Origin of the sequence: Chromobacterium alkanivorans, assembly GCF_016937655.1 — a bacterium.
GTDB classification, from domain to species: Bacteria; Pseudomonadota; Gammaproteobacteria; order Burkholderiales; family Chromobacteriaceae; genus Chromobacterium; species Chromobacterium alkanivorans.
In genome coordinates this window covers 36,566-62,754 of the sequence record NZ_JAFHKL010000011.1, presented here as the reverse complement: position 1 = coordinate 62,754, position 26,189 = coordinate 36,566, and the positions used below count along the sequence as shown (strand labels likewise).

Sequence of the window (26,189 nt, the reverse complement as noted above, 5' to 3'; positions counted from 1 at the left end):
TCATGAAACTGATTCATCGCTACATCGTCGCCACCCTGAGCCAGGCGACCTTGTTCACCCTGCTGGCCCTGCTGGGCCTGTACGGCTTCTTCGACCTGCTGGCCGAAGTGCCCAATCTGGGCAAGGGCAGCTACACCCTGGGCAAGATGCTGGGCTATGTCGCGCTGCTGATGCCGGGCCACGCCTATGAACTGATGCCGCTGGCGGTCTTGATCGGCGGCATGGTGGCGATGACCCAGCTGGCCACCAGCAGCGAATACACGGTAATACGCACCAGCGGCGTGACGCTGCCGCAGATCGCCGCCACGCTCTTGAAGTTCGGCCTCGGCTTCGCCCTGCTCACCGTGCTGCTGGGCGAGGTGGTGGCGCCGCGCACCGGCCAGCAGGCGCAAAGCCTTAAGCTGTCCGCCACCCACTCGATGGTGGCGCAGGAATTCCGCTCCGGCATCTGGGTCAAGGACAACCAGAACTTCATCAACGTCCATGAAATGCTGCCGGACACTTCTCTGCTGGGCGTGCGCATTTACACCTACGACGACAATTTCCGCCTGGTGCGCACCCGTTACGCCGAACGCGGCTCCTTCTCCAAGGACGAGCAGCAATGGCGGCTGATCAATGTGCGCGAAACCACGCTGGGCGCGGATCAGTCCGTCAGCCGCCACTACCCGGAGCTGTCATGGAAATCCATCGTCGAGCCGGAAATCCTGTCGGTGCTGCTGGTGGTGCCGGAACAGATGTCGGCCAGCGCGCTGCTGACCTATCTGGAGCACTTGCGCAGCAACAAACAACAGACCCAGCGCTATGAGATCGCGCTGTGGAGCAAGCTGTTCTACCCGCTGGCCTGCATCTCGATGGCGCTGGTGGCGCTGGCCTTCACCCCGCAGCAACGCCGCCACGGCCAGCTGGGCATCCGCCTGTTCGGCGGCATCTGCCTGGGCATCGCCTTTCACTTCGTGAACCGCCTGTTCGGCCATCTGGGCCTGCTGTACGACTGGAACCCCATCCTGTCCGCCACGCTGCCCACCTTGCTGTTCCTGGTGGCGGGCGTCGCCATCATCGCCAGGCAGGAAAGGCGCTGACATGAACTCGCCGGCCGCGGACTCCCTCGCTCGCATGCGCCAGGAACTGGCCGGCAAACGTCAGGCGCTGGCGGAGCAATACCGCCAGCAACGCAATCCCCAGGAGTACCTGAAGCGGCACAGCCAGACGGTGGACGGCGCGCTGCAAGCCTTGTGGGCGCAGTCCGGCCTGGACGGCACCGCCAGCCTGATCGCGGTGGGCGGCTACGGCCGCGGCCAGCTCTTCCCCCACTCCGACATCGACCTGCTGGTGCTGCTGGACCAGCCGCCGTCGCCGGAGCTGGGCGAGCGCGTCGGCGCCTTCATCAGCCTGCTGTGGGACGTGGGCCTGGAGATAGGCCACAGCGTGCGCACCGTCGACGAATGCCTGTCCGAGGCGCGCGGCGACATCACCATTGAAACCAATCTGCTGGAAAACCGGCTGATCGCCGGCGACGCCGCGCCCTGGCGGCGGATGAGCGCGCTGCTGGACCGCCAGCGCGACCCGCTGGCCTTTTTCGAAGGCAAGACCCAGGAGCAGCAGCAGCGCCACACCCGCCACTTCGGCGTGGGCAACAATCTGGAGCCCAACATCAAGGAAAGCCCGGGCGGCCTGCGCGATCTGCACACCATTCTGTGGATCAGCAAGGCCATCGGTCTGGGCGACAACTGGGACGCGCTGGTGCGCCGCGGCATTCTGACCCTGGCCGAGGCGAGGCTGATCAAGCACAGCGAACGCCAGCTGCTGGGCCTGCGCATCGAGCTGCACCTGCTGGCGCGCCGGCGCGAAGACCGGCTGATCTTCGATTTGCAACAGCAGCTGGGCCGGGCGCTGGGCCTGCAGGACACGCCGGCCAAACGCGCCAGCGAACAGGCGATGCAGCTGTATTACCGCGCCGCCAAAACCGTCAACCAGCTCAACGGCATCTTGCTGCCCAATCTGCGCGGCCGGATCTATTCGCAAGTGCCGCGCATCACCCAGAACCTGAACGAACGCTTCTACTCGGTCAACGGCATGCTGGGCATCCGTCAGCCGGACGTGTTCGAGAAATACCCGTCCGCCATCCTGGAAGCCTTTCTGATGCTGCAGCGCAATCCGGAGCTGACCGGCTTCGCCCCGCGCATGCTGCGCGCGTTGTGGCACGCGCGCAGCCACATCAACGAACGCTTCCGCAACAATCCGCGCAACCGCGAACTGTTCCTGCAACTGTTTCGCGAGCCCAACGGCCTGACGCGCTGCCTGCGGCGGATGAATCTGTACGGGGTGCTGGGCCGCTACCTGCCCAATTTCGGCCACATCGTCGGCCAGATGCAGCACGATCTGTTCCACGTCTACACCGTGGACGAGCACATTCTGATGGTGGTGCGCAATCTGCGGCGCTTCGCCAGCAGCGCCTTCACCCACGAATACCCGCTGATGTCCCGGCTGATCAACGACTTCGAACGGCCGGAAACGCTGTACCTGGCAGGCCTGTTCCACGACATCGCCAAAGGCCGCGGCGGCGACCACTCGACGCTGGGCATGACGGACGCGGCGGATTTCTGCCGTCAGCACGGCTTGCCGGCCGAGGACGGCGAACTGGTGGCCTGGCTGGTGGGCCAGCACCTGACCATGTCCAGCGTGGCGCAGAAACAGGACATCTACGACCCGGAAACCGTGCGCCGCTTCGCCGAGCTGGTCGGCACGCCGCGCCGGCTGACCGCGCTCTACCTGCTGACCGTGGCCGACATCCGCGGCACCAGCCCCAAGGTCTGGAACGCGTGGAAGGCCAAGCTGCTGGAAGATCTCTACCACGCGGCGATGCGCCAACTGGTGCGCGGCGGCCAGCTGGACGTCGCCTCGGAACTGGAGGAGCGCAAGCATCAGGCCCAGGCGCTGCTGCGCCTGCACGCGGTGCCCAGCGGCGTGGAGGCCGCGCTGTGGCAGGAGCTGGACACCGTCTACTTCCTGCGCCACGAGGCCAAGGAGATCGCCTGGCACGCGCGGCTGCTCAACCGCTTCGTCCACGCCGACGGCCCGCTGGTGCGCGCCCGGTTGTCCGACGACCACGAGGGCATACAGGTGCTGATCTACACCCGGGACCGGCCGGAACTGTTCGCCCGCGCCTGCGCCTTCTTCGGCCGCACCCATTACAGCATCGCCGACGCCAAGGTCTACACCACCCGCCACGGCTACGCGCTGGACACCTTCCACGTCTTCGTGCCCGAGCACCACGACGGCGATTACCGCGACATGATCAATTTCATCGAGTTCGAGCTGGCCGAATGCCTGCGCCAGGAGGGCGAGTTGAGCCTGCCCGCCTCCGGCCGCATCAGCCGCCACCTCAAACACTTCCCGATCACGCCGCAAATCCTGATCCGCCCGGACGACAAAGCCAGCTTCTACGTGCTGTCCATCGTCGCCGGCGACCGCCCCGGCCTGCTGGCGCGCATCGCCAAAGTGCTGTCCGACTACCGGATGAACGTGCAATCCGCCAAGATCATGACCCTGGGCAGCCGCGCCGAGGACTCCTTCCTGATCTCCGGCCCCGGCCTCAACGAAGACAAGACCGTGCTGGCGCTGGAGAACGCGCTAATGGCAGCGCTGCGGCTCTAGGCTAGGCAGCGGCCCAGGCCACGGAACAAGAACGCGGCCAAGACTTGAAGCAAACGCCCGGCCCGGCTCCGGCCATGCGCGCCGCTCATTCCCTCGATCAGTAAACCGCATTGCAAACGTCATAGATTTGCTTTTTTCAGACAGTTTATCCGCTGTACGTAAATTTATTTGTCATTCTCCGGCATCAAGGATTACACATTCAGCGTTCCCCATTGGGAGCAGCCCTTCCGCACCAAGGGCAACCAACCTGGACCAAAGGCGCGCCGTCGAGCGACCACAAGCCTGGTCCAAGGGCCTTGCCCGACAGCAGGCCCGCGCGGTACTTCTTCAGAGGAGAAGTGAATGTTTGCCAAGCAATACACGGCCGCACTGGTGTCCGCCGCCTTCTTCAGCATCGCGGCGCAAGCAGCAACCCTAGACTGGCAATCCACCAACACCCTGGCTCATCCCGTGCAGACGCTGATTCCGCAAGCGCAGGACAGCGGCGAAGTCGCCGCCGGACAAAGCGTGCACATCGCGGTGGCGCTGAAAGCGCGCAACAAGGCGCAACTGGACGCGCTGACCCAGGACATCCTGCAGGGCCGCAGCAAGCGTTACCTGAGCAAGACCGAGTTCCTGAATCAGTTCTCCCCCACCGAAGCCCAGGCCCAGGCCGTGGTCAAGCACCTCCAGGCCAGCGGCTTCCGCAACATCAAGGTGGCGCCCAACCGCCTGCTGATCACCGCCGACGGCAGCGCCGCCACGGTCAAGGCCGGCTTTCAGACCTCGCTGCACCGCTACACCATCGACGGCCGCCAGGCCTACGCCAATGTCGCCAACGCCCAGGTGCCCGGCGCGCTGGCCGACATCGTGCTGGCGGTGCACGGCCTGCAGAATGTCCACCAGTTCCACACCGCGCTGCGCCACCCGACGCCGCAAGCCTTCAAGACCTCCAGCGTCAGCGGCCACTCGCCCACCGATTTCCCGAGCATCTACAACGCGAACAGCCTGCCGCCGGCCGGCAACACCACCGTCGGCATCATCGCCGAGGGCGACCTGAGCCAGACGCTGAGCGATCTGCAGGACTTCGCCAGCGGCGCCGGCTACGGCGCGGTGGCCACCTCGGTGATCAATAGCGGCGCGCCCAGCAGCGACACCTCCGGCACCGAGGAATGGAACCTGGACAGTCAGGACATCCTCGCCGCCGCCGGCGGCGTGGTGCAGCAGATGAATTTCTACGTGGCGCCGTCGATGACCAACGCCGACATCACCGCCGCCTTCAACGCCGCGGTCAGCGACGGCACGGCCAAGGTGGTCAACGTCTCGCTGGGCGAGTGCGAAACCAGCGCTAAGAGCGACGGCATGACCGCCAGCGCCGACCAAATATTCCAGGCGGCGGTGGCCCAGGGTCAGACCTTCTCGGTGTCCACCGGCGACTCCGGCTCCTACGAATGCGGCGGCCGCACCGCGCGCCAGAGCTACCCGGCGGTGTCCCCGTACGTGATCGCCGTCGGCGGCACCACGCTGTCCACCAGCGGCAAGACCGGCTACCTGTCGGAAAGCACCTGGAACGGCGGCGGCGGCGGCCCCAGCTACACCGAGAACGCTCCGGCCTGGCAGACCAACGCCGGCGTGCTGACCATCTCCAAGACCAAGCGCGGCGTGCCCGACGTCTCCTTCGACGCCGACCCCAACAGCGGCGCGCTGGTGCTGGTCAACGGCGGCCTCTCGCAAATCGGCGGCACCAGCCTGGCGGCGCCGCTGTTCACCGGCTTCTGGGCGCGGATAGAATCGGCCAACGGCAACAACATCAACTCGCCGGCGCCTTCCATCTACAAATACTTCAAGGCCAACCCAGCGCTGTACCACGACGTCACCAGCGGCAGCAACGGCGCCTACAGCGCCGCCAAGGGCTGGGACTACACCACCGGCTGGGGCAGTCTGAACATCGCCAATCTGAACGCCTTCATCGCGCGGACACCTGGTTTTTAAAGCAGCGCCCTCTCGCCTTGAGCCCCGGCCCGCCGGGGCTTTTTTGCGCCCGCCGCCGCCGGCGGCTAAGATGGGACCACTTCGCGCCAAAGATAAATCGCCATGAAAATCCCGCCCGCCGCCGCCATCCATCTGCTGCACCGCTGCGTCCACGCCAGCCTGGCCAGCCACAGCACCCAACTGGCCGGCTACCCCTACGCCACGCCGATACCCTGCGTGCCCGACGCCCTCCACCGGCCCACGCTCTGCCTCAGCGCGCTGGCCGAGCACAGCAAGAACCTGCAAGCCGATCCGCGCTGCAGCGTGGCGCTGCTGGACCCAGAGGCCGCGTCCAGCCAGAGCGGCTCGCGCCTGACCCTGCTGGGCGACATGGAGCCCTTCCAGCCCACGCCGCTGGAGCTGGCCCGCCACCTGCGCTACCAGCCGGAGGCCGAAGACTGGCTGCGGCTGGACTTCGCCTTCTACCGGCTGCGGCCGCAACGGCTGCGCTATATCGAGGGCTTCGGCCGCATGGGCTGGCTGGAGGCGGAACAGTGGCTGGACGGTCCGACGCTGGAGCCGGAACGGGAAGCGGAACTGCTGGATCGGGCCGCCGCGCTGCCCGCCGGCGTCCGGCTGCTGGGCGCCGACTGCCACGGCATCGACTACGAGAGCGCCGCCGCGCGCCGGCGCCTGGCCTTCCCCGCCGCGCTGGAAAGCGACGAACTGGCCGCCCGCTGGCCGGAACTGATCGCCGCGCTGGCATGAAAAACGGGAGCCGCCGGCTCCCGTTCCCTCATCCCTGGCGGCGCCGTTCCGGCGCGGCCGCTCACTTGAACAACATATGGCCCAGCTTGCTGGCCTTGGTGTCCAGATAACGGTCGTTGTGCGGATTGCGCCCCACCTCCAGCGGCACCCGTTCCACCACGTCGATGCCGGCGCTGCGCAGGGTTTCGATCTTGCGCGGATTATTGGTCATCACCCGCACCCGCGACACGCCCAGCTGTTCCAGCATGTGGCGGGCGATGCGGAAATCGCGCATGTCGGCGGGAAAACCCAGACGCTCGTTGGCTTCCACGGTGTCGGCGCCGCCGTCCTGCAGCTGGTAGGCGCGGATCTTGTTGATCAGGCCGATGCCGCGGCCTTCCTGACGCAGATACAGCAAGGCGCCGCGGCCTTCGGCGGCGATGGCGGACAAGGCCGCCTCCAGTTGGAAACCGCAGTCGCAGCGCAGCGAAAACAGCGCGTCTCCGGTCAGACACTCCGAATGCAGGCGCGACAGCACCGGCTCGCCGTCGTCTATCGTGCCCAGAGTCAGCGCGACATGCTCGCGGCCGCCCTCCTCCTCAAAACCATGCATGGTGAACTCGCCCCAGGGGGTGGGCAGCTTGCAACTGGCTATGTATTCCATCCTCGGCTCATCCGCGCTGAGCTCGACAGCAGGCAATGACATTGTTTCTCCACTAGATTTAGCGCCTGTCGCGGCTGAAAACCCGCGTCCACAGGCCCTAATGAGCGCACCTGAATCCGCGCGCGATAATCTTGATTAACTGTGGTCGGCTTCCGGATTTTCAAGCGCCAGCGGCAAGGCGGCGAAGGGCTCGGCCAGCACGATGGCCAGCGCGGTCAGCCACACCAGCCGCTCCGGCGTGAAGAAGCCGGCGCTGGAGGCCTCGGCGTCCAGAATGCCCAGCACATTGTCGTCCTGGCCCAGCACCGGCAGGCAGACCTCGCTCATCACCTTGGGGTCGCACTCGTAATAGCCGCCGCCCTCGGCACGCCAGGCTTTGACGTCCTCGATCAACACCGCCCAACCGGTCAGGCCCACCCGGCTGTTGTTGCTGTATTCGGCGAAGGCCTCGGTCAGCGGAAACTCGGCGCGGCTGGGCACGCCCTGATAGGCCAACTTGACCAGCTTGGCCTGCTGGCCCTTGCCTATCTTGCGGTAGACGCCCAACCAGTCCGCGCCCACCTTGTGGTTCACCGACTCCACCAGCGCGTGCAGATTGCGCAGCGCCGTCGCCGCCTCCGGGCTTTCGCCGCCGAACAGCGGCGCCAGGTCGTAAGGCTCGTCGGCCAGTTCCTCGAACAGGGAGCAGCTGCCGTCCTCGCTCAATTTGGGCACCCGGTAGCGGTACAAATCCTGGCGCGCCGCCGGCTTGTCCGCGTTCAACACCGCGGACAGGGTCAGCACCGCGATCTGCAACTCGGTGCGATCCAGTGCCAGGCTCTGCTCGCGCAGATAGTCGGCCAGTTGGCTTACGGGTATCATGACTGTGCTCCTGAAGGCGGCCGCGCCGCCCGATGCGAATGAATATCGAAACCCAGCAGGATACCAAAAACCGCCCCGCGCTGGCCAACCCCAGTCCAGAATACGACACCATGCCCGCCATCCATATCCCTTACCCGCCCCTCGTGATCAAAGCCGGCGCGCACGCGCGCAAGCTGCTGGCCAGCCAGGGCCTGCCCGCCGCCAGCGTGGCCACCCTGCCCGGCGCAGCCGGCGGCCCCAAGGCGATAGGCATCACCGGCCTGGACCAGGCGGTGTTCGAATGGCTGAACCGCAGCCCGCGCCGGCGCGAGCTGGTCGGCGCCTCCATCGGCGGCTGGCGCTTCGCCTGCGCGATGCAGGCCGACCCGCGCCAGGCGCTGGCCCGGCTGGCGGAGCGCTACACCGCGGAAACCTACGCCGCCGACATCGGCGTGGCCGACATCACCCGCCAGACCCGGCTGATGCTGGACGAGGTGCTGCCGCCAGCGGCGCGCGCCGAGCTGATCGATCACCCGCGCTATCAGCTTAGCCTGTTGCTGGTGCGTTCCCACGGCCTGCTCGCCAGCGAGGCGCGGGCGGCGCTGCTGGGCGGCCTGGCCTTGAGCGCCGCGCTCAACACCGTGTCGCGCGGCCTGCTGCGCCACGCCTTCAGCCGGGTGATCTGCCACGATCCGCGCAGCGCCTTGCGCTTCAAGCCCGAAGACGACATCCCCACGCTGTGCCAGCCGCTGGGAACGGACAATCTGGACGCCGCGCTGATGGGCACCATCGCCATTCCCGGCGTGCTCAACGGCGTACAGCTGCCGGGCGCGCCGGCGGCCACTTACCGCGACGGCGGCCTGACCGACTACCATCTGGACTTCCCCTTCGCCCAGGGCGACGACATCGTGCTCTACCCGCATTTCACCGATCGCATCGTGCCTGGCTGGTTCGACAAATTCCTGCCCTGGCGCCGGTCCAGTCCGGCCCACCACGCCAACACCGTGCTGATCGCGCCGTCGCGCGACTACCTGGCGCGGCTGCCCGGCGGCAAACTGCCGGACCGCAAGGACTTCCACCGCTACCTGGGCCGGGACGAGCAACGCCAGCGCTTCTGGCGCCAGGCCACCGCCGAGAGCCAAAGACTGGGCGACGCCTTCATGGCGTGGCTGGAGCGGCCGGATCCGGGCCAGGTTCAAGCGCTCTAAGAACGTGTTTACGATCTCGCGAGCAAGAGCGAGACAAGGCGAAAACGACCGAAAAAGCGGAGTGTACGGTTGGTACATGAGCATTTTGAGGGTGTTTTCAACGCTGTATCGCCGAAGCGCAGCAGATCGTAAACAGGTTCTAAAACAAAAAGAGCCGGGAATCTCCCGGCTCTTTTCATTCATACCTCAGACACGCCTCAACCGGCGCGAGCCCAGCACTCCTCTTCCGACATATTCACCGGCGTCGCCAGCAACTGCACCACCACGTCCCGCGTTTGCGCGCCCTTGCGCACGCGCACGGTGATCTGGTCGGCCACGCCCGGCTGGTCCTGATCGCGGCGGTAGTTGAACGCGCCGTGGTCGGCCATGATGGCGCGGCCCAGCTTGGGACCGGTCACCAGGCTATAGCCGTCCGGCGCGCCCACGCCTTGCAGCTGGCCGCGCAGGCAGCGCACAGGGCTGGAATAGCTGAGCTTGGCCAAACCCAGTTGCGCGTCTCCGCCGCCCGGTTGCGAAGGCTGCGACGCGGCCGGACCCAACGGGCCTTCGCAGCGCAGCGCGGCGCGCTTGGCCTTGAAGTCGTAGTCGGTGGCCGCGCAGTTGAGCGCCATCATATTGTTGATGCCGCTGCCGCGCAGCAGGCTCTGCAAGGCGGAGTCCAGGGTCTTGTCCAGTTCCTGGCGCGCCAGCGTGGCGGTGCCGGAACGCAGCGGCAACGCGCCGTCGCATTCGAAGCGGCGCAGCGCGCTGCGCTCGCCGTCGGCCCAGACGCGGCACGCCACCGGCAGATGGCGGCGCATCGCGCCTTCGATCGCGCCGACGTCGCCGGCCTGCCATTGCGCCTGCTTCAGCCAGTCCACGCCCTGCTCGGTCGAAGTATTGCCCAGCTGGCCGGCGCGCTGCGCCTCCACCTGACGGCCCACATAGTCATGGAAGCCCTGCACCAGGCCGGCGTCGCGGCCCATTTCCGCCACCAGCGCGTCGAAGCGCTTGACGTCGTCGGCGCGCAGCGCGGCCAGGATCTCGGCGATGCGGCCCGGCTGTTGCTGGTTCAGATAGTAGAACCACAGGGCGGAATGGCTGTAGAAGTCCCAGCCGTCGCTATAGCTGGAGCGCATGATGCGGGACGGTTCCAGATAGCTTTGCGGCCAGCCATTGGCCACCACGTCCACCACGTGGCCGCGCACCTTGATGCCGTCGCGCGAAGTGCTCCAGGCCATGAACTCGGCGAAGCCCTCGTCGTACCAGGCCATGCGGCGGTCGTCGCGGTAGAACTCGGAGCTGCCCCACATGCCGGGCTGGATGAAGCGGCCGGACAGATAGTGCACGTACTCGTGGCGCACCAGCTCTTCCAGGCTCAGATAGCTCTCGCGCGGCACTTCGCGCTGGAAGGTGTAGAAGGTGCCGTCCTTCTCGATGTAGATGCCGCCGTTGTCGGTGGACAATTCATTGAGCAGGCCCTGGAAGCGCTGGTAGGCGGTCTTGCTGCCGTAGATCACCATGCGCAGCTTGGCGTTGCTGTCGCCCGTCACCGGCTGGCTGATGCCGCTGACCCGGCCCAGTTGCGCCTGCACCTGCTTCATCGCGTAGTACAGCGGTTCCACCTCGGCCAGCGCCAGCGGGGTTTCGAACACCAGATTGCCGTTGTCGAAGCTCCAGCTGTGCGGGAACAGATGCGTTTTCAGCTCCTGCTCGGCCTGGCAGATGCCGTAGCGCTCGCACGGCACCTTGCCCAGCTTCTTCAAGGCGTACACCGCTTCCGCCCACGAGGCGCCGAACTTCTCGCCGCCCAGCAAGCCGGCCACCGCGTCTTCCGCCAGCTTGGCGGTGCGCGGGTATTGCATGAAGCGGCCGGTTTCGCGCACGGTGTTCAGATACATTTGTTCATCGGCGAAGGCCGGCTGGCCGGCGCGGGTCAGCCCTGCCAGGCTGCTCGCCAGCGCGTCCAGTTGACCGGCGCCCGCCTTGTCGGCGAAGCCCTCGGTGTAATGCATATTGAACAGCGTGGTCTGCATCGGATGCAGCGCGATGCGCGCCCAGTTGTTCTTAGCCGCGGCGTTGTAGCGGCCGAAGAAGCGCTGCAGCAGCGGCAGCGCGTATTCCTGCTTGCGCACCGAATCCGCCAGGATCATGGTTTCCGCCACCGACTGGCGCAGATCGGTCGCCAGATACCAGGCGTCTTGATCGCCGCTGCCGTCGCGCACAGGTTCACTCCACAGCGCCGGATTCTCTGCCAGCGCGCTCACCGCCTGCATCACCGGCTCGTCCACCGGACGGCCGTAGTCGCCCACTTCCGCGGCGTGGCTGTACTGGGTGAAGTAGCCGGCCTTCAGGAACACCGCCAGCGGCCACAAGCCGTTGGCGCTCTTGCCGTCCCAGTTTTGCGCGCGGGCGCGGGCTTCGGCCGCCACTTCGCGCATATTCGCCGGCGACACCACTCGGTAGGTGAAGGCGTCCGCCTGGAACAGGCGGTTCATGCAGCTGCCCTGCACGCTGGCGACATAACGCGCCAGCGCCGCGCCGGACAACTGGCCCAGCTTGGCTTCCTCGCAGGCGGCGTATTGCGGCGCGGCCGCGGCAACCTTGGCGCGCCGCGCGCCGGTCTGCTGCATCGGCCCTTGCGGCTTGGCGCCGGGGCCGGCGCCGTCGGCCGGTGCGCCGGGCGGCAGGCCGTGCGGGTAGGACGGTTTCTCCGACAGCGCCGGAGAATGCGAGGAGTGGCCGGCCTGCGGCAGATTGGCCTGCGGCGCCGGCTGGTTGACCGTTGTTTTTTCGGAATCGCTGACGCAACCGGCCAATAAGGCGGCGGCCATCACGGAAAGACTCAGTGCGCGCACGCCGCTGAGCGAAGCTGTTTTTATCATGACGCTATCCAAGACATTAATAATGTCGCATCAATATTCAGATGCGCATTTCAAATCATATAGAATAGCCATCGTCATGAGAATTCAGTTTAAAATAAAACCGCCAATTTAAACCATAATTACAACATTGGTATTTTTACCCTGTTTTTCGCCGAAAAAAGGGCGTAAAAAAAGCCGCGCAGGCGGCTTCCATAAAGTTTGTTGCCAAACCGACTAATGCATCAATGCCTGGCTTCGCGCGCGGCGGCCATCACGTCGTAATCGAACAGACGGTTGGCGTCTTCCTCGTCATAGACGTAATGCTGGTTGCAGTAGTCGCAAACGATTTCCACGCTGCCCTGCTCCAGCAATACCTCGCCCACCTCCTGGCCGCCCAGCATCTTCAGCATGTCGCCGACGCGCTCGCGGCTGCAATTGCAGGCGAAGCTCACCGTTTCCTGATCGAACACCCGCACCGTTTCCTCATGGAACAGCCTATGCAGCACGTCCTCGGCCGGCAGGCCCAGCAGTTCGTCCGCTCTCAGCGTGGCGCCCAGCATCTGGATGCGCTCCCAGCCCTCCGGATCGCCGTGGCCTTCCGGCAGCTTCTGCAACAGCATGCCGGCGGCGGTTTCGTCGCTGGAGGCCAGAATCAGCCGGGTTTCCAGCTGCTCGGAGCGCAACATGTAGTTCTCCAGCATCTCGCCTATGCTGTCGCCTTCCAGCGCCACGATGCCCTGCCAGGTTTGCGCCTTGTCCACGCGCGGCTCCAGCGTCACCACGAAGCGGCCGTGCGCGCCCAGCAAGGACTGGATGGAGGCGTCGTCGGCAATGCCTTCGTCCCACTTGGCGGTGGCGCGGATGGTGCGGTCGTTGTTGCACTCCACCACCGCCAGCTTCAGGGCGCCGGCGCCGTGAAGCTGCAGGATCAGCGCGCCGTCGAACTTGAGATTGGCGGCCATCAGCTCGGCCGCCGCCATCATCTCGCCGACGATCTTCTTCAAGGCCGGCGGATAGCTGCGGCGGGCCAGCACCTGCTGCCAGGCGCCGTCCAGTCTCACCAGCGCGCCGCGCACCGGCGCGCCGTCGAACAAAAATCGTTGCAATCTGTCTTGTGTGCTCATGCTGTGTCTTTCTTATCCTTGTCCGCCGCCAGTTCTACGGTATAGACCGTCATCGGCATCGAAGAACTGACGTCGAATTCGCAGCCGGCGCGCACGCCGATTTCGGCGATCTCGCGCGCGCTCAGCGCCTGGTCGTACACCGCGTACATCGCGCCCATCGCGAACTTGCGGCCGGAGCCTATCGCCCAGATGCGGGAGAACTCGTAGATCTCGCGCATCGGGTAAACCCCGAAAATGCCGTGACGGTTGGCGATCACCACCATCATCTGGCTGGATTCGTACGGATCTTCCTCATCCTCTTCCGGACGCAGGTAGAAACCGTCCTTCAGCTTGGGATGCAGCTTGCGGAAGGTCTCGAAAATGCCCTGGCGGCTGCTCAGGTCCTTCTTCTTCAATTCCTTCAGCGCGCCTTGCAGCACCAGATCGTGGGCGGCCGAGCCGGAGATGGCCAAATAGCTGTCCCCGTGCTGGAAAATCTTGTTGTGGAAACAATCATAGCCGGCCAGCAGCTTCTGGTCGTCGCCAAAAGTGGTCTGGCTGTCGGCTGCGATCGCGATCTGATCGCCCTTTCTTACCGCCACGATGGTAGTCATCCCTGCGCCTTTTTCGTCGATGGCGGCCCCGGGGTCGACGGCCGCGCAAAACCGCCTATTGTATCGGCTTACGCCCGGCAACCCAAGCCTTGCGCCCACGGCCGGTCCGGAAAAAGGTGGGGATCTCCGGCGCGAATCTCAAGACCGCTTCGCGGCCGCGACGGGATGACAAAGCGGGTTTTTATCGATACAATGATATTGATTCTCATTTACAAAATAGCCATGCAATTCCACGCTCAAGACTTTCCCATCGTCTGGCTGGATCGCCGCCGCCCGGATGGACAGCAGCCCACCGACATCTTCGCCACGCTGGACCAGCTGCTGCTTCAGCAGCGCCCCTTCGTCTTCATCGCCAGGGAACCGGCCCCGACCGAACTGGACCTGCACGCGCGCATCATCCGCAAAATGGCGGCGCTGTGGGTCAAGGACAACCGGCTGCAGATCCGCCAATTGATACGGGGCACCATCGTGATCGCCCCGCAGGCCGATCAACAGCTGTATCTGGACGAGTTCGCGCCGCGCTTCGAAAAGTTCTGGGGCTATCCGCTGCGTCACCGGCCGGACTGCGACGCGGCCATTAGCCTGGCGGCGGAACTGCTGGCCGGTCCGCCCGTCGCCGGTCAGGCGCTCAGGCGTCGCGCAATTCGAAATCGTGGCTGATATCGGCGGTCTTGCCCAGCATGATGGAGGCGGAACAGTACTTCTCCGCCGACAGCCTGATCGCCCGCTCCACCGCGTCGGCCTTCAACTCATGGCCGGTCACCACAAAATGGAAATGGATGCGGGTGAACACCTTGGGCTCCTCCTCGGCGCGCTCGGCCTCGATCTCCACCCAGCAGTCGCTGACCCGCTGCCGCGACTTCTTCAAAATGGTGATCACGTCGTAACTGGTGCAGCCGGCGGTGCCCAGCAACAACAGTTCCATCGGCCGCGGCCCCAGATTCCTGCCGCCGCCCTCCGGCGCGCCGTCCATCACCACCGCGTGGCCGCTGCCGCTCTCGCCCAGGAAACACACGCCGTCCACCCACTTCAGCCTGGCTTTCATCGCTCCCACCTTTCACCGTCAAGCTATCGAAAACGGCTAGCCTAACATCCCGATTTGGGCGAACAAAGATTCACCGGTAAAATAGAAAGATTGTCCCGCTATATTCCGAGCTGCGCCCAAACATGCTGGTACTAGGTATTGAATCTTCCTGCGACGAAACCGGAGTCGCGCTGTACGACACAGACGGCGGCCTGCTGGCCCACCAACTGCACACCCAGATGGCCATGCACGCCGAATACGGCGGCGTGGTGCCGGAGCTGGCCAGCCGCGACCACATCCGCCGCGCCATTCCGCTGACCGAGGCCTGCCTGGCCGAAGCCGGCAAGACCCTGGCCGACCTCGACGCCATCGCCTACACCCAGGGCCCGGGCCTGGGCGGCGCGCTGCTGGTGGGCGCCAGCGTGGCCAACGCGCTGGCCTTCGGCCTGAACATCCCGGTGCTGGGCGTCCACCACCTGGAAGGCCATCTGCTGTCGCCGCTGCTGGCCGAGCCCAAACCGGAGTTTCCTTTCCTGGCCCTGCTGGTTTCCGGCGGCCACACGCAGTTGATGGCGGTGCGCGGCGTCGGCGACTACCAGATCCTGGGCGAAACCCTGGACGACGCCGCCGGCGAAGCCTTCGACAAGACCGCCAAGCTGCTGGGCCTGCCCTATCCCGGCGGCCCGCTGCTGTCGCGGCTGGCCGAGGAAGGCGACCCTGCCCGCTTCACCCTGCCGCGGCCGATGCTGAATTCCGGCGATCTGGACATGAGCTTCTCCGGCCTGAAAACCGCGGTGCTGACGCTGAGCAAGCAAGTGGCGGACGCCGACGGCCAGATCGACGAACAGACGCGCAAGGACATCTGCCGCGCCTTTCAGGAAGCCATCGTCGAAGTGCTGACCAAGAAATCGCTGGCCGCGCTCAAGCAGTGCGGCATGAAACGGCTGGTGGTGGCCGGCGGCGTCGGCGCCAACAAGCAACTGCGCGCCGCGCTGGACGAGGCCGCGCGCCGCCGCCGCTTCGACGTGTTCTATCCGCCGCTGGCGCTGTGCACCGACAACGGCGCGATGATCGCCTTCGCCGGCGCCATGCGGCTGCAATACGCGCAAGCCCCCGGCAGCTACTCGATCAAGCCGCGCTGGGACCTGTCCAGCCTGCCGGCGGTTTGAACCTGAAAATCTTATCGCCGCGAAACGACGCGAACGACATCAAGCATTGCGGCCAGCCTGGCCTGGCCTCGCCGGCTTTTGCCTTTGCTGACGTTTCGCGGGTTTCGCGGCCAAAACAACCATGATCCAGCTCAAGAACCTCAATCTGCGCCGCGGCCTGAAAGAATTGCTGCTAGGCGCCAATCTGACCCTCAACCCCGGTTACAAGACCGGCCTGACCGGCGCCAACGGCGCCGGCAAGTCCAGCCTGTTCGCGCTCCTGATGGGCGAACTGCACGCCGACAGCGGCGACGCGCTGCTGCCGCCGCACTGGACCATCGCCCACGTGGCGCAGGAAACGCCGGCGCTGGAACGCTCGGCGCTGGACTACGTGCTGGACGGCGACCATGAGCTGCGCCAGCTGGAGCAAGGGTTGCTGGACGCCGAAGCGCGCCACGACGGCAACGCCATCGGCCATCTGCACGGCGAGCTGGCGCGCATCGACGCCTACGCCGCGCCGGCGCGCGCCGGCAAGCTGCTGACCGGCCTGGGCTTCGACGTCGACGCCCAGCAACGGCCGGTGGCCAGCTTCTCCGGCGGCTGGCGCATGCGCCTGAACCTGGCGCAGGCGCTGATGTGCCGTTCCGACCTGCTGCTGCTGGACGAGCCCACCAACCACCTGGACCTGGAAACCGTGCTGTGGCTGGAGGACTGGCTGCAAGGCTATCCAGGCACCCTGCTGATGATTTCCCACGACCGCGACTTCCTGGACAGCGTTTGCGACCACATCGTCGAAGTCGCCAACCAGGATCTGACGCTGTACACCGGCAATTACAGCCAGTTCGAAGTGATGCGCGCGGAAAAGCTGGCGCGCCAGCAAGGCGAATACGAAAAGCAGCAACGCCAGATCGCCCACCTGGAATCCTTCGTCAACCGCTTCAAGGCCAAGGCCTCCAAGGCGCGCCAGGCGCAGAGCCGGGTCAAGGCGCTGGAAAAGCTGGAGCGCATCGCGCCGGCCCACGTGGCCTCGCCGTTCGACTTCCACTTCGACAGCCCGGACAACCTGCCCAACCCGCTGCTGAAGCTGGAACAGGCCGATGTCGGCTACGGCGACGCCACCATACTCGGCGGGCTCAACCTATCGGTGGAGGCCGGCGCGCGCATCGGTCTGCTGGGCGTCAACGGCGCCGGCAAGTCCACCCTGGTCAAACTCTTGTCCGGCGACCTCCCCCCGCTGCGCGGCGAAGTCGTCAACGCGCAAACGCTGAAGATAGGCTATTTCGCCCAGCACACGCTGGAAACCCTGCGCGAAGACGAAACGCCGCTGCAACACATGCAAAGACTGGCGCCCACCACGCGCGAACTGGAGCTGCGCAGCTTCCTCGGCGGTTTCAACTTCCGCGGCGACGCCGCCACCGACCCGGTGGGCCCGATGTCCGGCGGCGAGAAGGCGCGGCTGGCGCTGGCGATGATAGTCTGGCAAAAGCCCAATCTGCTGCTGCTGGACGAACCCACCAACCACCTGGACCTGGAAATGCGCCACGCGCTGACCATGGCGCTGCAGGACTTCAGCGGCGCGCTGATCGTGGTGTCCCACGACCGCAGCCTGCTGGAAGCCACCACCGACGTTTTCTGGCTGGTCAGCCACGGCAAGGTGCAAGCCTTCGACGGCGACCTGGAAGACTATCGCCAATGGCGGCTGACCCTGCTGGCCGACGCCGGCAAGCCCTCGTCCGGCGACGCCCAGGGCCTGAACCGCAAGGAACAGAAGCGCCAGGAAGCGGAAGCCCGCCAGCGGCTGTCCCAGCTGCGCAAACCGCTGCAGAACAAGCTGAACAAGCTGGAAAAGGAGTTGGACCAGCTCAGCGCGGCCAAAGCCGAGCTGGACGGTTTCATGGCTTCCGCCGACGCCTACGAGGACGCCAACCGGCAAAAGCTGGCCGACGCGGTGCGCCGCCAGGGCGAAGTGGCGACCCGGCTGGCCGAAGTGGAGGAAGCCTGGCTGGACGCCCAGGCCGAACTGGAGGCGCTGGAACAGGCGGAATGACGGCGGCGACGGCCCGGGTTTTCCACAGCAATCGCCGGATAACTTTGTGGATAACCCCGGCTGGACGCCAAAAAAACTTTTGCAATTAGCCACTTGCCTCTTACGCTTATAAAAAAGGCAAAACCCGGGAACTTTCCCACCTTGCCAATGGGCAAATCTGGTGACAGCATGTGGATAAAACCGGCAACTCCATGATTGCAAAACACAAATGACTGCCGCCCATTTTTTGAGCAAGACCGCGTTCCGCCTCCCCCGTCGCCACGCCCGCCTGTCGCCCATCCGGCTCGTTCTGCTCGCCGGCCTGCTGCTCGCCGGCGCAGCGGCCGCGGAAGCGCCCATCCGGCTCAACACTCACCAGCAAGCGCCGCTGTCCTTCCGCAAGGACGACGGCGACGCCGACGGCCTGGCGGTGCAAGTGGTGCAATGCGCGCTCAAGCAACTGCAGCGCCCCTACTCCATCGCCTTCCTGCCCTGGCCGCGCGCGCAATGGCAGGTGCAGCACCAGCAGGCCGACGCCTTCTTCACCGCCACGCCTTCGGCGGAGCGCGACGGCTACGCGGTGCTGTCCGCGCCCATCCTGCCCTACGAGCGACGCTGGTATCTGCTGAAGGACAATCCGCAGACCCCCACCAGCAACGACTTCAAGCGCCAGGGCCGCACCGCCGCCTTCAACGGCTCCAATATGGACGACTGGCTGCGCGAACACGGCTACCAGCTCACCTCCACCCCGCCCAATAGCGAGCAACTGGTGAAAATGCTGCTGAACCGCCGCGTCGACGCCATTCTCGGCAACGCCTACGTGGTGGACGCGCTGATCGTCAAGATGGGCGTGCAGGAACAGCTGCGCAGCGAGCTGGCGCAAAGCCTGCCCTTCGGCGTCTACTTCGGCAAAGCCTTCCTCGCCCGCGAATCGCCGCAGTTCCTGTCGCAATTCAACCGCGCGGTGCAGGCCTGCCGCGCCAAATGAAAAAGCCGCCAGAAATGGCGGCTTTTGTTGGCACCGGGTCTTGACGGATCAGACCGGCGCCGGCTCCTTCATCAGCAAGGCGCTCAACTCCGCCAGCTTGCGCTTCAGTTCGCGACGGTCCACCACCATGTCCACCGCGCCCTTGCTCAGCAGGAACTCGGCGCGCTGGAAGCCTTCCGGCAGCGTTTCGCGCACAGTCTGCTCGATCACGCGCGCGCCGGCGAAGCCGATGCGCGCCTTGGGCTCGGCCAGCACCACGTCGCCCAGGAAGGCGAAGGAAGCGGACACGCCGCCCATGGTCGGATCGGTCAGTACCGAGATGAACGGCAGTTTGGCGTCGGTCAGCAGCTGCAAGGCGGCGCTGGTCTTGGCCATCTGCATCAGCGAGTTCAGACCCTCCTGCATCCGCGCGCCGCCGGAAGCGGCCACGCAGACGAAGGGCGCCTTGGCTTCCACCGCGGCGCGCACGCCGCGCACGAAGCGCTCGCCCACCACCGAGCCCATGGAGCCGCCGATGAATTTGAATTCAAACGCGGCCACCACCACCGGCATCGATTCGATGCTGCCCTGCATCACCACCAGCGCGTCGTCCTCGCCGGTGTCGCCCTTGGCGGCGGTCAGGCGGTCCGGGTACTTCTTGCTATCCTTGAACTTCAGGATATCCACCGGCTTGACCTCTTCGCCCAGCTCGCGACGGCCTTCTTCGTCCAGCAGCAGGTTCAGACGTTCGCGCGCGGTCAGCGGGTGGTGGTGATTACACTTGGGACACACCTGCAGATTGCTCTCCAGATCGGTGTAATACAACACGGCTTCGCATTCCGGGCACTTGCTCCAAAGCCCCTCCGGTACCGCGGAAGGTTTGTCGGCGCGGTTGTCGCGCTTGATCTTCGGCGGCAGGAGCTTGTTCAACCAGCTCATGCTGACTCCTTGATTCTTGGGCCCGCCGCCAAACGGCGGGCACAGTAAAACGGGGGCTGAGCCCCCGCAGTGTTCTATCGGATGGCGGCCTTCAGTTCGGCCACCAGACGGGTTAACCGCTCTTTGGCGGTTTCGGGTGTCGCCGCCTCAATTTCCTGCACCAAACGGCTGCCCACCACCACCGCGTCAGCGGCGGCGGAGATAGCCTTGGCGGTCGCGCCGTCGCGAATGCCAAAGCCGACGCCGATCGGTACGGTCAAATATTCTCTAAGGGCAGCAATTTTACGCGCTACGTCGTCAATGTCCAGATGCCCGGCGCCGGTCACCCCCTTCAGAGACACATAATAGACGTATCCGCGCGCCAGTTTGGCGATTTCCGCCACACGTTGCGGCGGCGTGGTGGGCGCGATCAGGAACACCGGATCCAGGCCGTTGGCGATCAAGGCCGCCGACAGATCGGCGGATTCCTCCGGCGGGCTGTCCACGGTCAGCACCCCGTCGACGCCGGCGGCCTTGGCCGCGGCGGCGAAGTCCTGGTAGCCCATGGCGAACACCGGGTTCAGATAGCCCATCAGCACCACCGGGGTGCGGTCGTTGTCGCGGCGGAACTCCGCCACCAGCTGCAGCACCTGGCGCAAACCCACTTTGTGGACCAGCGCGCGCTCGGAGGCGCGCTGAATCACCGGGCCGTCGGCCATCGGATCGGAAAACGGCACCCCCAGCTCGATGATGTCGGCGCCGCCCTCCACCAGGCCGTGCATCAGCGACACGGTCAGCTGCGGCGACGGATCGCCGGCGGTGATGAAGGGAATCAGCGCCTTGCCGCCGGCCAGCGCTTCGAAACATTGGGCGATACGTGACATAGCGCCTCCTTACAGGGTGATGCCGGCGAGGCCGGCCACGGTGTTGATGTCCTTGTCGCCGCGGCCGGACAGATTGACCAGAATCACCTGGTCCTTGGCCATTTTCGGCGCTTCCTTGACGGCCCAGGCCAGCGCGTGGCTGGACTCCAGCGCCGGGATGATGCCCTCGAAGTGACAGCAGTCGTGGAAGGCGCGCAAAGCCTCGTCGTCGTTGATCGCCACGTAGTCCGCGCGGCCGATGTCCTTCAGATAGCTGTGCTCAGGCCCCACGCCCGGATAATCCAGGCCGGCGGACACCGAATGGGTTTCCACCACCTGACCGTTCTCGTCCTGCATCAGATAGCTCTTGGCGCCGTGCAGCACGCCCAGCGGCGCGCCGCCGGAAATCGGCGCCGCGTGCTTGCCGGAGGCCAGGCCCAGGCCGCCGGCCTCGACGCCGACCATGCGCACGCCGTCCACGCCGATGTACGGATAGAACATGCCGATGGCGTTGGAGCCGCCGCCGACGCAAGCCACCACCACATCCGGCTGCCGGCCGATGACTTCCGGCATCTGCACCTTGGCCTCTTCACCAATTACCGACACGAAATCGCGCACCAGCATCGGATAGGGGTGCGGGCCGGCCGCGGTGCCCAGGATGTAGAAGGTGCTGTCGATATTGGTCACCCAGTCGCGCATCGCCTCGTTCAGCGCGTCCTTCAGCGTCTTGGAGCCGGACTCCACCGGCACCACGGTGGCGCCCAGCAACTTCATGCGGAACACATTGGGCGACTGGCGCTTGATGTCCTCGGCGCCCATATACACCACGCACTCCATGCCGTAGCGCGCCGCCACGGTGGCGGAGGCCACGCCGTGTTGGCCGGCGCCGGTTTCGGCGATCACCCGCTTCTTGCCCATACGTCGCGCCAGCAGCGCCTGGCCGATGGCGTTGTTGATCTTGTGCGCGCCGGTGTGGTTCAGATCTTCGCGCTTCAAGTAAATCTGCGCGCCGCCCAGTTGCTCGGACCAGCGCTTGGCGTGGTAAACCGGGCTGGGGCGGCCAACGTAGTGCTTGAGCTCGTGGCGGAATTCTTCCCAGAACGACGGGTCGGCCTTGACGCGAGCGTACTCGTTTTTCAGCTCGTCCAGCGCCGCCATCAAGGTTTCGGCGACATAGACGCCGCCATGCGGGCCAAAATGGCCCTGGGCGTCCGGCAGGTCATAACGATCCATGTCTAACTCCTGATATGAATGCCGCCATTCTGGCGACATCTTTGATTCCTTTGGACGCCTCCACACCGCTGGAGACGTCGACCGCGGCCGGGCGCACCTGCGCCACCGCCGCCGCCACATTGCGTTCGTCCAGGCCACCGGACAAAATCAGCGGCAGAGGCAAGGCCTTCGGCAGCAAGCTCCAGTCGAAGGTGGCGCCGGTGCCCCCGTGCGCGCCTTCGACGAAGGCGTCGGTCAGCACCGCGCGCGCGTCCGGATATTGCGCGGCGATCTCGGCCAGGTCCATGCCCGGCCTCACCCGCACCGCTTTCAAATAAGGCCGCTGGAAGGAACGGCAAAAGGCCGCGTCTTCCTCGCCGTGGAACTGCAGCATGTCGATCGCGCATGCCGCCAGCACTTCTCGCACGTAGTCCGGCTCCGGATTGACGAACAAGGCCACCACGCTGACGAAGGGCGGCAGCGCCGCGATCACCGCGCGCGCCTGCTCGATGCCGACATGGCGCGGGCTTTTGGCGTAAAACACCAGGCCGATGGCGTCGGCGCCCAGCCGCGCGGCCTCGGCGCCGTCTTCCGGCCGGGTAATGCCGCAAATCTTGATTCGGGTCGTGCCGCCCACGCTTATCTCCACAAGGCCAGTCGCGCGGCGTCCGCCTGCGACGGCAAATCGTATGTTTCCGGGTAGCCCACGCCGGTCAGGTACAAGCCGTCCGGCATGAAGGTGGGCGGCGCGAAGGTGCGGTCTCGCGCCGCCAGCAAGCCCGCCATGTCCTCGGCGCGCAAAGCGCCCTTGCCGACGTAAACCAGCGCGCCGACGATATTGCGCACCATATGGTGCAGAAAAGCGTCCGCCAGCAGATCGAAGCGGATCAGGCCGTCCTGCTCGCTGATGTCCAGCCGCTGCAAATCCTTGAGCGGCGATTTGGCCTGGCATTCCGAAGCGCGGAAACTGGAAAAATCATGCCGCCCCAGCAAATGGGCGGCCGCTTCCCGCATCGCCGCCACGTCCAGCGCTTGATGAAACCAGCCCATCTTGCCGGCCAGCAGACAGGGCCGCACCGGACTGGTCAGCAGGAAATAGCTGTAACTGCGGGAAAACGCCGAAAAACGGGCGTGGAAATCTTCCGGCACCTCGCGCGCCCACACCACCGCCACCTCCGGCGGCAGCAAGGCGTTGACGCCGCGCACCCAGGCGTTCGGCGGCCGCTGCGCCGGGCTGTCGAAATGCACCACCTGCATCGCCGCGTGCACGCCGGCGTCGGTCCTGCCCGCGGCCACGGTGCCGATGTCGGCCGCGCCGGCGATCTGCGCGATCGCCTGATTCAATCTGTCCTGCACCGTATTGCCATGCGGCTGAGTCTGCCAGCCGGCGAACGCCCGACCGTCATACTCGATGCCGAGCGCTATCCTCATGCCCACACCTTCTTCATACACCGACGCGGCCCGCCGCGTCGTTTCAGCAATAAAGCACTCACTCTACCTTATCCTGCCCGGTTTGCGCCATGACCAAACGATGACGTTTGCTGCGAACGCACGAGAAAAGCGGCCAACCACGGCATAAGACGCCTTCGACGCAAAACAAAGGGGCCGGCTCGCGTCAAGCGCGCCGGCCCCTTCCTCTTTCGCGTGCGCGACGGACGCCTTAGCGGCCCGCCTCCTTCATCAAGGCGTCCGCGGTTTCCTTGTCGCCCATCTCCAGATACAGCTTGGCCAACTCCATCTTCTCCTCGTCCGGGCTCGCCGCGGCCGCCGGCGCAGGAGCGGCGGGCGCAGGCGGTGCGGCTACTGGCGCCGCTGCCGCAGGCGCTGGCGCTGGCGCGGGGGCGGCCGCAGGCTCGACCGCCGCGGGCGGCTGCGCCGGCGCTTCCGCCGCCGGTTCGGGCTTGGCCTGGGCGAACAGCGGGTGGCCGGGCGCGACGGTCTGGCCGATCTCGCACACCCTCATCCATAAGGTGCTGTCCTTGCCGAACACGCCCTTGGCGGTGGTGGCCTCGGCGATGAACATCTGCTTGTCCTGCTGAGTGGACAGCACTTCCAGCAGTTTGTAGCGCAGATCCTGCCGCATCGGCTCGTGAGCCAGTCCTTCGCGCAGGATTTCCAGCGCCTGGTCGTCGCGGCCGTAGGCCAGGTAGACATCGGCCTCCGCCACCCGGTCCACCGAGGACAAATCGATGCCGTCGCCCTTCTTCAAGGAGCTCATCAAGGTCGTCAACGGTCCCAGCATCGAAGCGCCGGTGGCCGTGCCGCTCAAGGCCGGCGCGGCGGGCTCGACCTTGCCGCCGCCCTTGCGCTTGCGCCGCGCCAGCAGCAGGGCCACCAGGCCCAGCGCCGCCGCCGCGCCGCCCAGCTTCCAGCGCATCGACTCGTCGGACAAGATCGCGCCCAATTCGTCCGTCCAGCTATCGGCCGCCGTCGTGGCCGGCGGGGCATGGCCTTCGGCGGGCTTGGCCGCCGGCGGCTCATGCGGCGCGGCGGGTTCGGCGTGCGGCTTCTCAGCGGGCTCCGGCATCGCCGCCTGCGGCGCAGAGGCCGCCGCGACCGGCATAGAACTGACCGCCGCCACCTTGGGTTCCGGCTTAGGCTCCGGCTTGGTCTCGACCTTGGGCTCCGGCGCGGCCTCGGGTCCGGGCTCTCTTTCCGCCGGTGCCGGCGCGGGAGCGGCGGCCTTGGCCGCCGCCTGACGCTGGTAATCCTGGATTTTCTGTTCCAGCGCCTTGGCTCGCTGTTCGGCTTGCTGCAAGGCTTGGTCCTGCCGCTGCAGCATCTGCTGCAAATTCCGCTCCTGCTGCGACGGCGCGGCCGCTGGCCGCGTGGTTTCTCCGGCCGGAGCCGGTTTGGACGCCTCTTTGGCGACAGGCGGATGCGCCGGCTGGAGCGGCGCGGCTGGTTTGGCCGTCGGCGCGGCCTCTATAGGCTTGTGTTCCTGCGCTTTGGGTTCCGGCTGCTTGTGCTCCTGCGGTTTGTGCTCCGGCCTCGCGGCCTCCGGCGGCTTGCGTTCCGGCGGCTTCTGCGCCGGAGGCTGATGTTCCTGCGGCGCGCGCGCCTGGGGTTTGCTTTCAGGCGGCGCGTTTTTCTGAACCACGTGAGCCTCGGGCGACGCGGCCGGCCGCTTTGGCTCCGCGGCCCGGACAACGCCCTGCCCGCGCAATTGCCATTCCGCCGGGTACTCCAGGGCCACGCCGGCGCGCAGGCGATTGGCGTCGCCGGAGATAAAGGCCTCGGGATTGTCCTCGAGCAACTGCTGCGCCACCGCGCCCGCCTCGCCGCCACCGCGCACGCGGCTGGCGATGCCGGACAGGGTGTCGCCTTTCAGCACCCGATACACTTTCAAACCCTGCGTTTTGGCGGCGGAAGCCGGTTTGACCGCCGAATGGGGGTCCAACAACACCGAATAGTTTTTCTGCGCCTTGAGCTTGCCCGCCGCCACTTCCAGCCGGAAGGCCAGCATCGGCTCCGTCACCGGCTGCTCGGTGCGCAGCTGCACATTGAAGCGGCCTTTGGCCACTTTTTCGACATGAGGCACGATGGAGGCCACCAAGCGCATCTGCTGAGCGCTGGGCTCCCCCTGGGCCGCCACCGCGAACAAGGCCAGACGCGGCGGCTCCGCCTGATCCAGGGCGCTGCCCTGCAAGGTCAGCTCCAACAGCAAGGGCTCGCCCAGACGCGAACGCAATCGGGCGTCGCTCAGCCCCAGCGAATCCAGCCGCGGCGAGACATCGACGCCGGCCAGCGGCTTCTTGCCCTCCTCCCGCGCCGGAGCGGGCTTGTTGCGCGGCCCGTCGCGGCGATAGTCCACCTCGAACTCGCGCACCAGCCGGCCCGCCGGCCAGCTCAGATCCACGGCGAAACGCAGCAGCGGCTCCGGATAGCTGGCGGCGCCCTTGACTTGGATTTTCTGAACATTGCCGTCCGGCTTGCGGACAATGGAGAACTGCAGGCTGCCGGCGGAATTGCTGTACGTGGACAGCAGCGGATAACGGTTGCGGTCGGCCAGCCCCACCAGCACATTGTCGGAAGGCTCCTCGTCCACCACAGGGATCTCCGCCAGGAAAGGCTCTCCATCGGCGGACAACACCCGGATCGGCCCCAAGCCGGCCGTAGCGGCCGCCGCCAGGCCCAGACCGGCCAGCAGCGACGCGATTTGACTCATGCGTGTCTTGAAAGACATGAACGAATTTCCCCACCCTCATTCTTCGAAGCCGTCGCGTCGCCGCTCACCAAGGCTGGCGACCGGATCGTAAACAGGCTCTTATAACGTTTTAATTATTGCAACGAAACAACACAACAGCCACTTAGCGAAGATAAATCGAGCATCCGCGCCTCATTGCATCCTACAGATGGCCAAAAAAGCCACACATTGACCTGTTTTTCGCCTAAAAACCACGCGGCG

Annotated in this window: 21 protein-coding genes; 9 read left to right on the top strand and 12 right to left on the bottom strand. The window is 65.8% G+C overall.

Annotated features, from left to right (window positions below; all coding sequences use genetic code 11):
• Positions 1-2 precede the first annotated feature (2 nt).
• The 4 genes from lptG to JW897_RS18670 all read left to right on the top strand — a co-directional run bounded on the left by lptG (position 3) and on the right by JW897_RS18670 (position 6,372).
• The gene (lptG, locus tag JW897_RS18685; RefSeq protein ID WP_048412176.1) at positions 3-1,079 is read left to right on the top strand and encodes an LPS export ABC transporter permease LptG; all 1,077 of its coding nucleotides are present in this window, start codon (positions 3-5) and stop codon (positions 1,077-1,079) included.
• A gap of 1 nt (position 1,080) precedes the next feature.
• Positions 1,081-3,654: a [protein-PII] uridylyltransferase gene (locus tag JW897_RS18680; RefSeq protein ID WP_205467244.1), complete on the top strand. Its 2,574-nt coding sequence runs from the start codon at positions 1,081-1,083 to the stop codon at positions 3,652-3,654.
• A gap of 342 nt (positions 3,655-3,996) precedes the next feature.
• Positions 3,997-5,625 (top strand): S53 family peptidase, encoded by a 1,629-nt coding sequence (locus JW897_RS18675; protein WP_205467243.1) that lies wholly within the window; start codon positions 3,997-3,999, stop codon positions 5,623-5,625.
• A gap of 102 nt (positions 5,626-5,727) precedes the next feature.
• The gene (locus JW897_RS18670) at positions 5,728-6,372 is read left to right on the top strand and encodes a HugZ family pyridoxamine 5'-phosphate oxidase (protein WP_205467242.1); all 645 of its coding nucleotides are present in this window, start codon (positions 5,728-5,730) and stop codon (positions 6,370-6,372) included.
• A gap of 61 nt (positions 6,373-6,433) precedes the next feature.
• Here the strand turns inward: JW897_RS18670 and ribA are convergent, their stop codons facing one another.
• Entirely contained in the window at positions 6,434-7,015 is a 582-nt protein-coding gene (gene ribA / locus JW897_RS18665; protein ID WP_048412180.1) for a GTP cyclohydrolase II, read from the bottom strand.
• A gap of 135 nt (positions 7,016-7,150) precedes the next feature.
• Complete coding sequence (locus JW897_RS18660; RefSeq protein ID WP_205467241.1) at positions 7,151-7,876, bottom strand: GAF domain-containing protein; 726 nt, start codon at positions 7,874-7,876, stop codon at positions 7,151-7,153.
• 38 nt (positions 7,877-7,914) lie between these two features.
• Between JW897_RS18660 and JW897_RS18655 the strand changes: the two genes are divergently transcribed.
• Positions 7,915-9,063: a hypothetical protein gene (locus tag JW897_RS18655; RefSeq protein WP_240352293.1), complete on the top strand. Its 1,149-nt coding sequence runs from the start codon at positions 7,915-7,917 to the stop codon at positions 9,061-9,063.
• Positions 9,064-9,260: 197 nt separating this feature from the next.
• Here JW897_RS18655 and JW897_RS18650 read toward each other — a convergent pair whose 3' ends face one another.
• The 3 genes from JW897_RS18650 to JW897_RS18640 form a co-directional block, all read right to left on the bottom strand.
• Entirely contained in the window at positions 9,261-11,927 is a 2,667-nt protein-coding gene (locus JW897_RS18650) for a collagenase (RefSeq protein ID WP_205467240.1), read from the bottom strand.
• Positions 11,928-12,148: 221 nt separating this feature from the next.
• On the bottom strand, positions 12,149-13,030 hold the full coding sequence (gene hslO / locus JW897_RS18645) for an Hsp33 family molecular chaperone HslO (protein ID WP_048412182.1): 882 nt from the start codon (positions 13,028-13,030) through the stop codon (positions 12,149-12,151).
• A complete protein-coding gene (locus tag JW897_RS18640) occupies positions 13,027-13,623 on the bottom strand; it encodes an Ntn hydrolase family protein (protein WP_048412183.1) in 597 nt (198 codons plus the stop codon). The genes hslO and JW897_RS18640 overlap by 4 nt, the downstream gene beginning before the upstream one ends.
• A 222-nt stretch (positions 13,624-13,845) precedes the next feature.
• On the opposite strand from JW897_RS18640, the gene JW897_RS18635 reads away from it, so the two are divergent.
• Entirely contained in the window at positions 13,846-14,283 is a 438-nt protein-coding gene (locus JW897_RS18635) for a hypothetical protein (protein WP_205467239.1), read from the top strand.
• Here JW897_RS18635 and JW897_RS18630 read toward each other — a convergent pair.
• The gene (locus JW897_RS18630; protein WP_019102622.1) at positions 14,252-14,668 is read right to left on the bottom strand and encodes an OsmC family protein; all 417 of its coding nucleotides are present in this window, start codon (positions 14,666-14,668) and stop codon (positions 14,252-14,254) included. The two genes, JW897_RS18635 and JW897_RS18630, sit on opposite strands and share 32 nt — an antisense overlap.
• A gap of 122 nt (positions 14,669-14,790) precedes the next feature.
• Here JW897_RS18630 and tsaD point away from each other — a divergent pair, with 122 nt between their 5' ends.
• The 3 genes from tsaD (at position 14,791) to JW897_RS18615 (ending at position 18,809) form a co-directional block, all read left to right on the top strand.
• Positions 14,791-15,816, top strand: coding sequence for a tRNA (adenosine(37)-N6)-threonylcarbamoyltransferase complex transferase subunit TsaD (gene tsaD, locus JW897_RS18625; protein WP_205467238.1), 1,026 nt, complete (start codon positions 14,791-14,793; stop codon positions 15,814-15,816).
• A 121-nt stretch (positions 15,817-15,937) separates the two neighbouring features.
• Entirely contained in the window at positions 15,938-17,842 is a 1,905-nt protein-coding gene (locus JW897_RS18620; protein WP_019102620.1) for an ATP-binding cassette domain-containing protein, read from the top strand.
• Positions 17,843-18,050: 208 nt separating this feature from the next.
• The gene (locus JW897_RS18615; protein ID WP_205467237.1) at positions 18,051-18,809 is read left to right on the top strand and encodes a substrate-binding periplasmic protein; all 759 of its coding nucleotides are present in this window, start codon (positions 18,051-18,053) and stop codon (positions 18,807-18,809) included.
• A 48-nt stretch (positions 18,810-18,857) separates the two neighbouring features.
• On the opposite strand, the gene accD is transcribed toward JW897_RS18615, so the two are convergent.
• The 6 genes from accD to JW897_RS18585 form a co-directional block, all read right to left on the bottom strand.
• Complete coding sequence (gene accD / locus JW897_RS18610) at positions 18,858-19,727, bottom strand: acetyl-CoA carboxylase, carboxyltransferase subunit beta (RefSeq protein WP_048412187.1); 870 nt, start codon at positions 19,725-19,727, stop codon at positions 18,858-18,860.
• 74 nt (positions 19,728-19,801) lie between these two features.
• Positions 19,802-20,590: a tryptophan synthase subunit alpha gene (trpA, locus tag JW897_RS18605; RefSeq protein ID WP_205467236.1), complete on the bottom strand. Its 789-nt coding sequence runs from the start codon at positions 20,588-20,590 to the stop codon at positions 19,802-19,804.
• A 9-nt stretch (positions 20,591-20,599) separates the two neighbouring features.
• Positions 20,600-21,802, bottom strand: coding sequence for a tryptophan synthase subunit beta (trpB, locus tag JW897_RS18600; protein WP_205467235.1), 1,203 nt, complete (start codon positions 21,800-21,802; stop codon positions 20,600-20,602).
• Positions 21,789-22,418, bottom strand: coding sequence for a phosphoribosylanthranilate isomerase (locus tag JW897_RS18595; protein WP_205467234.1), 630 nt, complete (start codon positions 22,416-22,418; stop codon positions 21,789-21,791). Before JW897_RS18595 ends, trpB begins: the two co-directional genes overlap by 14 nt.
• Positions 22,419-22,420: 2 nt before the next feature.
• Complete coding sequence (truA, locus tag JW897_RS18590) at positions 22,421-23,212, bottom strand: tRNA pseudouridine(38-40) synthase TruA (RefSeq protein WP_205467233.1); 792 nt, start codon at positions 23,210-23,212, stop codon at positions 22,421-22,423.
• Positions 23,213-23,441: 229 nt separating this feature from the next.
• On the bottom strand, positions 23,442-25,949 hold the full coding sequence (locus tag JW897_RS18585) for a type IV pilus assembly protein FimV (RefSeq protein ID WP_205467232.1): 2,508 nt from the start codon (positions 25,947-25,949) through the stop codon (positions 23,442-23,444).
• Positions 25,950-26,189 lie beyond the last annotated feature (240 nt).

Coding starts and splice junctions, on each gene's coding strand:
- JW897_RS18620 (WP_019102620.1), top strand. CDS start 15,938: ATGATCCAGCTCAAGAACCTCAATCTGCGCCGCGGCCTGAAAGAATTG.
- JW897_RS18650 (WP_205467240.1), bottom strand. CDS start 11,927: ATGATAAAAACAGCTTCGCTCAGCGGCGTGCGCGCACTGAGTCTTTCC.
- tsaD (WP_205467238.1), top strand. CDS start 14,791: ATGCTGGTACTAGGTATTGAATCTTCCTGCGACGAAACCGGAGTCGCG.
- JW897_RS18615 (WP_205467237.1), top strand. CDS start 18,051: ATGACTGCCGCCCATTTTTTGAGCAAGACCGCGTTCCGCCTCCCCCGT.
- JW897_RS18670 (WP_205467242.1), top strand. CDS start 5,728: ATGAAAATCCCGCCCGCCGCCGCCATCCATCTGCTGCACCGCTGCGTC.
- lptG (WP_048412176.1), top strand. CDS start 3: ATGAAACTGATTCATCGCTACATCGTCGCCACCCTGAGCCAGGCGACC.
- JW897_RS18640 (WP_048412183.1), bottom strand. CDS start 13,623: ATGACTACCATCGTGGCGGTAAGAAAGGGCGATCAGATCGCGATCGCA.
- trpB (WP_205467235.1), bottom strand. CDS start 21,802: ATGGATCGTTATGACCTGCCGGACGCCCAGGGCCATTTTGGCCCGCAT.
- JW897_RS18680 (WP_205467244.1), top strand. CDS start 1,081: ATGAACTCGCCGGCCGCGGACTCCCTCGCTCGCATGCGCCAGGAACTG.
- JW897_RS18675 (WP_205467243.1), top strand. CDS start 3,997: ATGTTTGCCAAGCAATACACGGCCGCACTGGTGTCCGCCGCCTTCTTC.
- JW897_RS18635 (WP_205467239.1), top strand. CDS start 13,846: ATGCAATTCCACGCTCAAGACTTTCCCATCGTCTGGCTGGATCGCCGC.
- trpA (WP_205467236.1), bottom strand. CDS start 20,590: ATGTCACGTATCGCCCAATGTTTCGAAGCGCTGGCCGGCGGCAAGGCG.
- JW897_RS18630 (WP_019102622.1), bottom strand. CDS start 14,668: ATGAAAGCCAGGCTGAAGTGGGTGGACGGCGTGTGTTTCCTGGGCGAG.
- JW897_RS18655 (WP_240352293.1), top strand. CDS start 7,915: ATGAATATCGAAACCCAGCAGGATACCAAAAACCGCCCCGCGCTGGCC.
- ribA (WP_048412180.1), bottom strand. CDS start 7,015: ATGGAATACATAGCCAGTTGCAAGCTGCCCACCCCCTGGGGCGAGTTC.
- accD (WP_048412187.1), bottom strand. CDS start 19,727: ATGAGCTGGTTGAACAAGCTCCTGCCGCCGAAGATCAAGCGCGACAAC.
- hslO (WP_048412182.1), bottom strand. CDS start 13,030: ATGAGCACACAAGACAGATTGCAACGATTTTTGTTCGACGGCGCGCCG.
- truA (WP_205467233.1), bottom strand. CDS start 23,212: ATGAGGATAGCGCTCGGCATCGAGTATGACGGTCGGGCGTTCGCCGGC.
- JW897_RS18660 (WP_205467241.1), bottom strand. CDS start 7,876: ATGATACCCGTAAGCCAACTGGCCGACTATCTGCGCGAGCAGAGCCTG.
- JW897_RS18585 (WP_205467232.1), bottom strand. CDS start 25,949: ATGAGTCAAATCGCGTCGCTGCTGGCCGGTCTGGGCCTGGCGGCGGCC.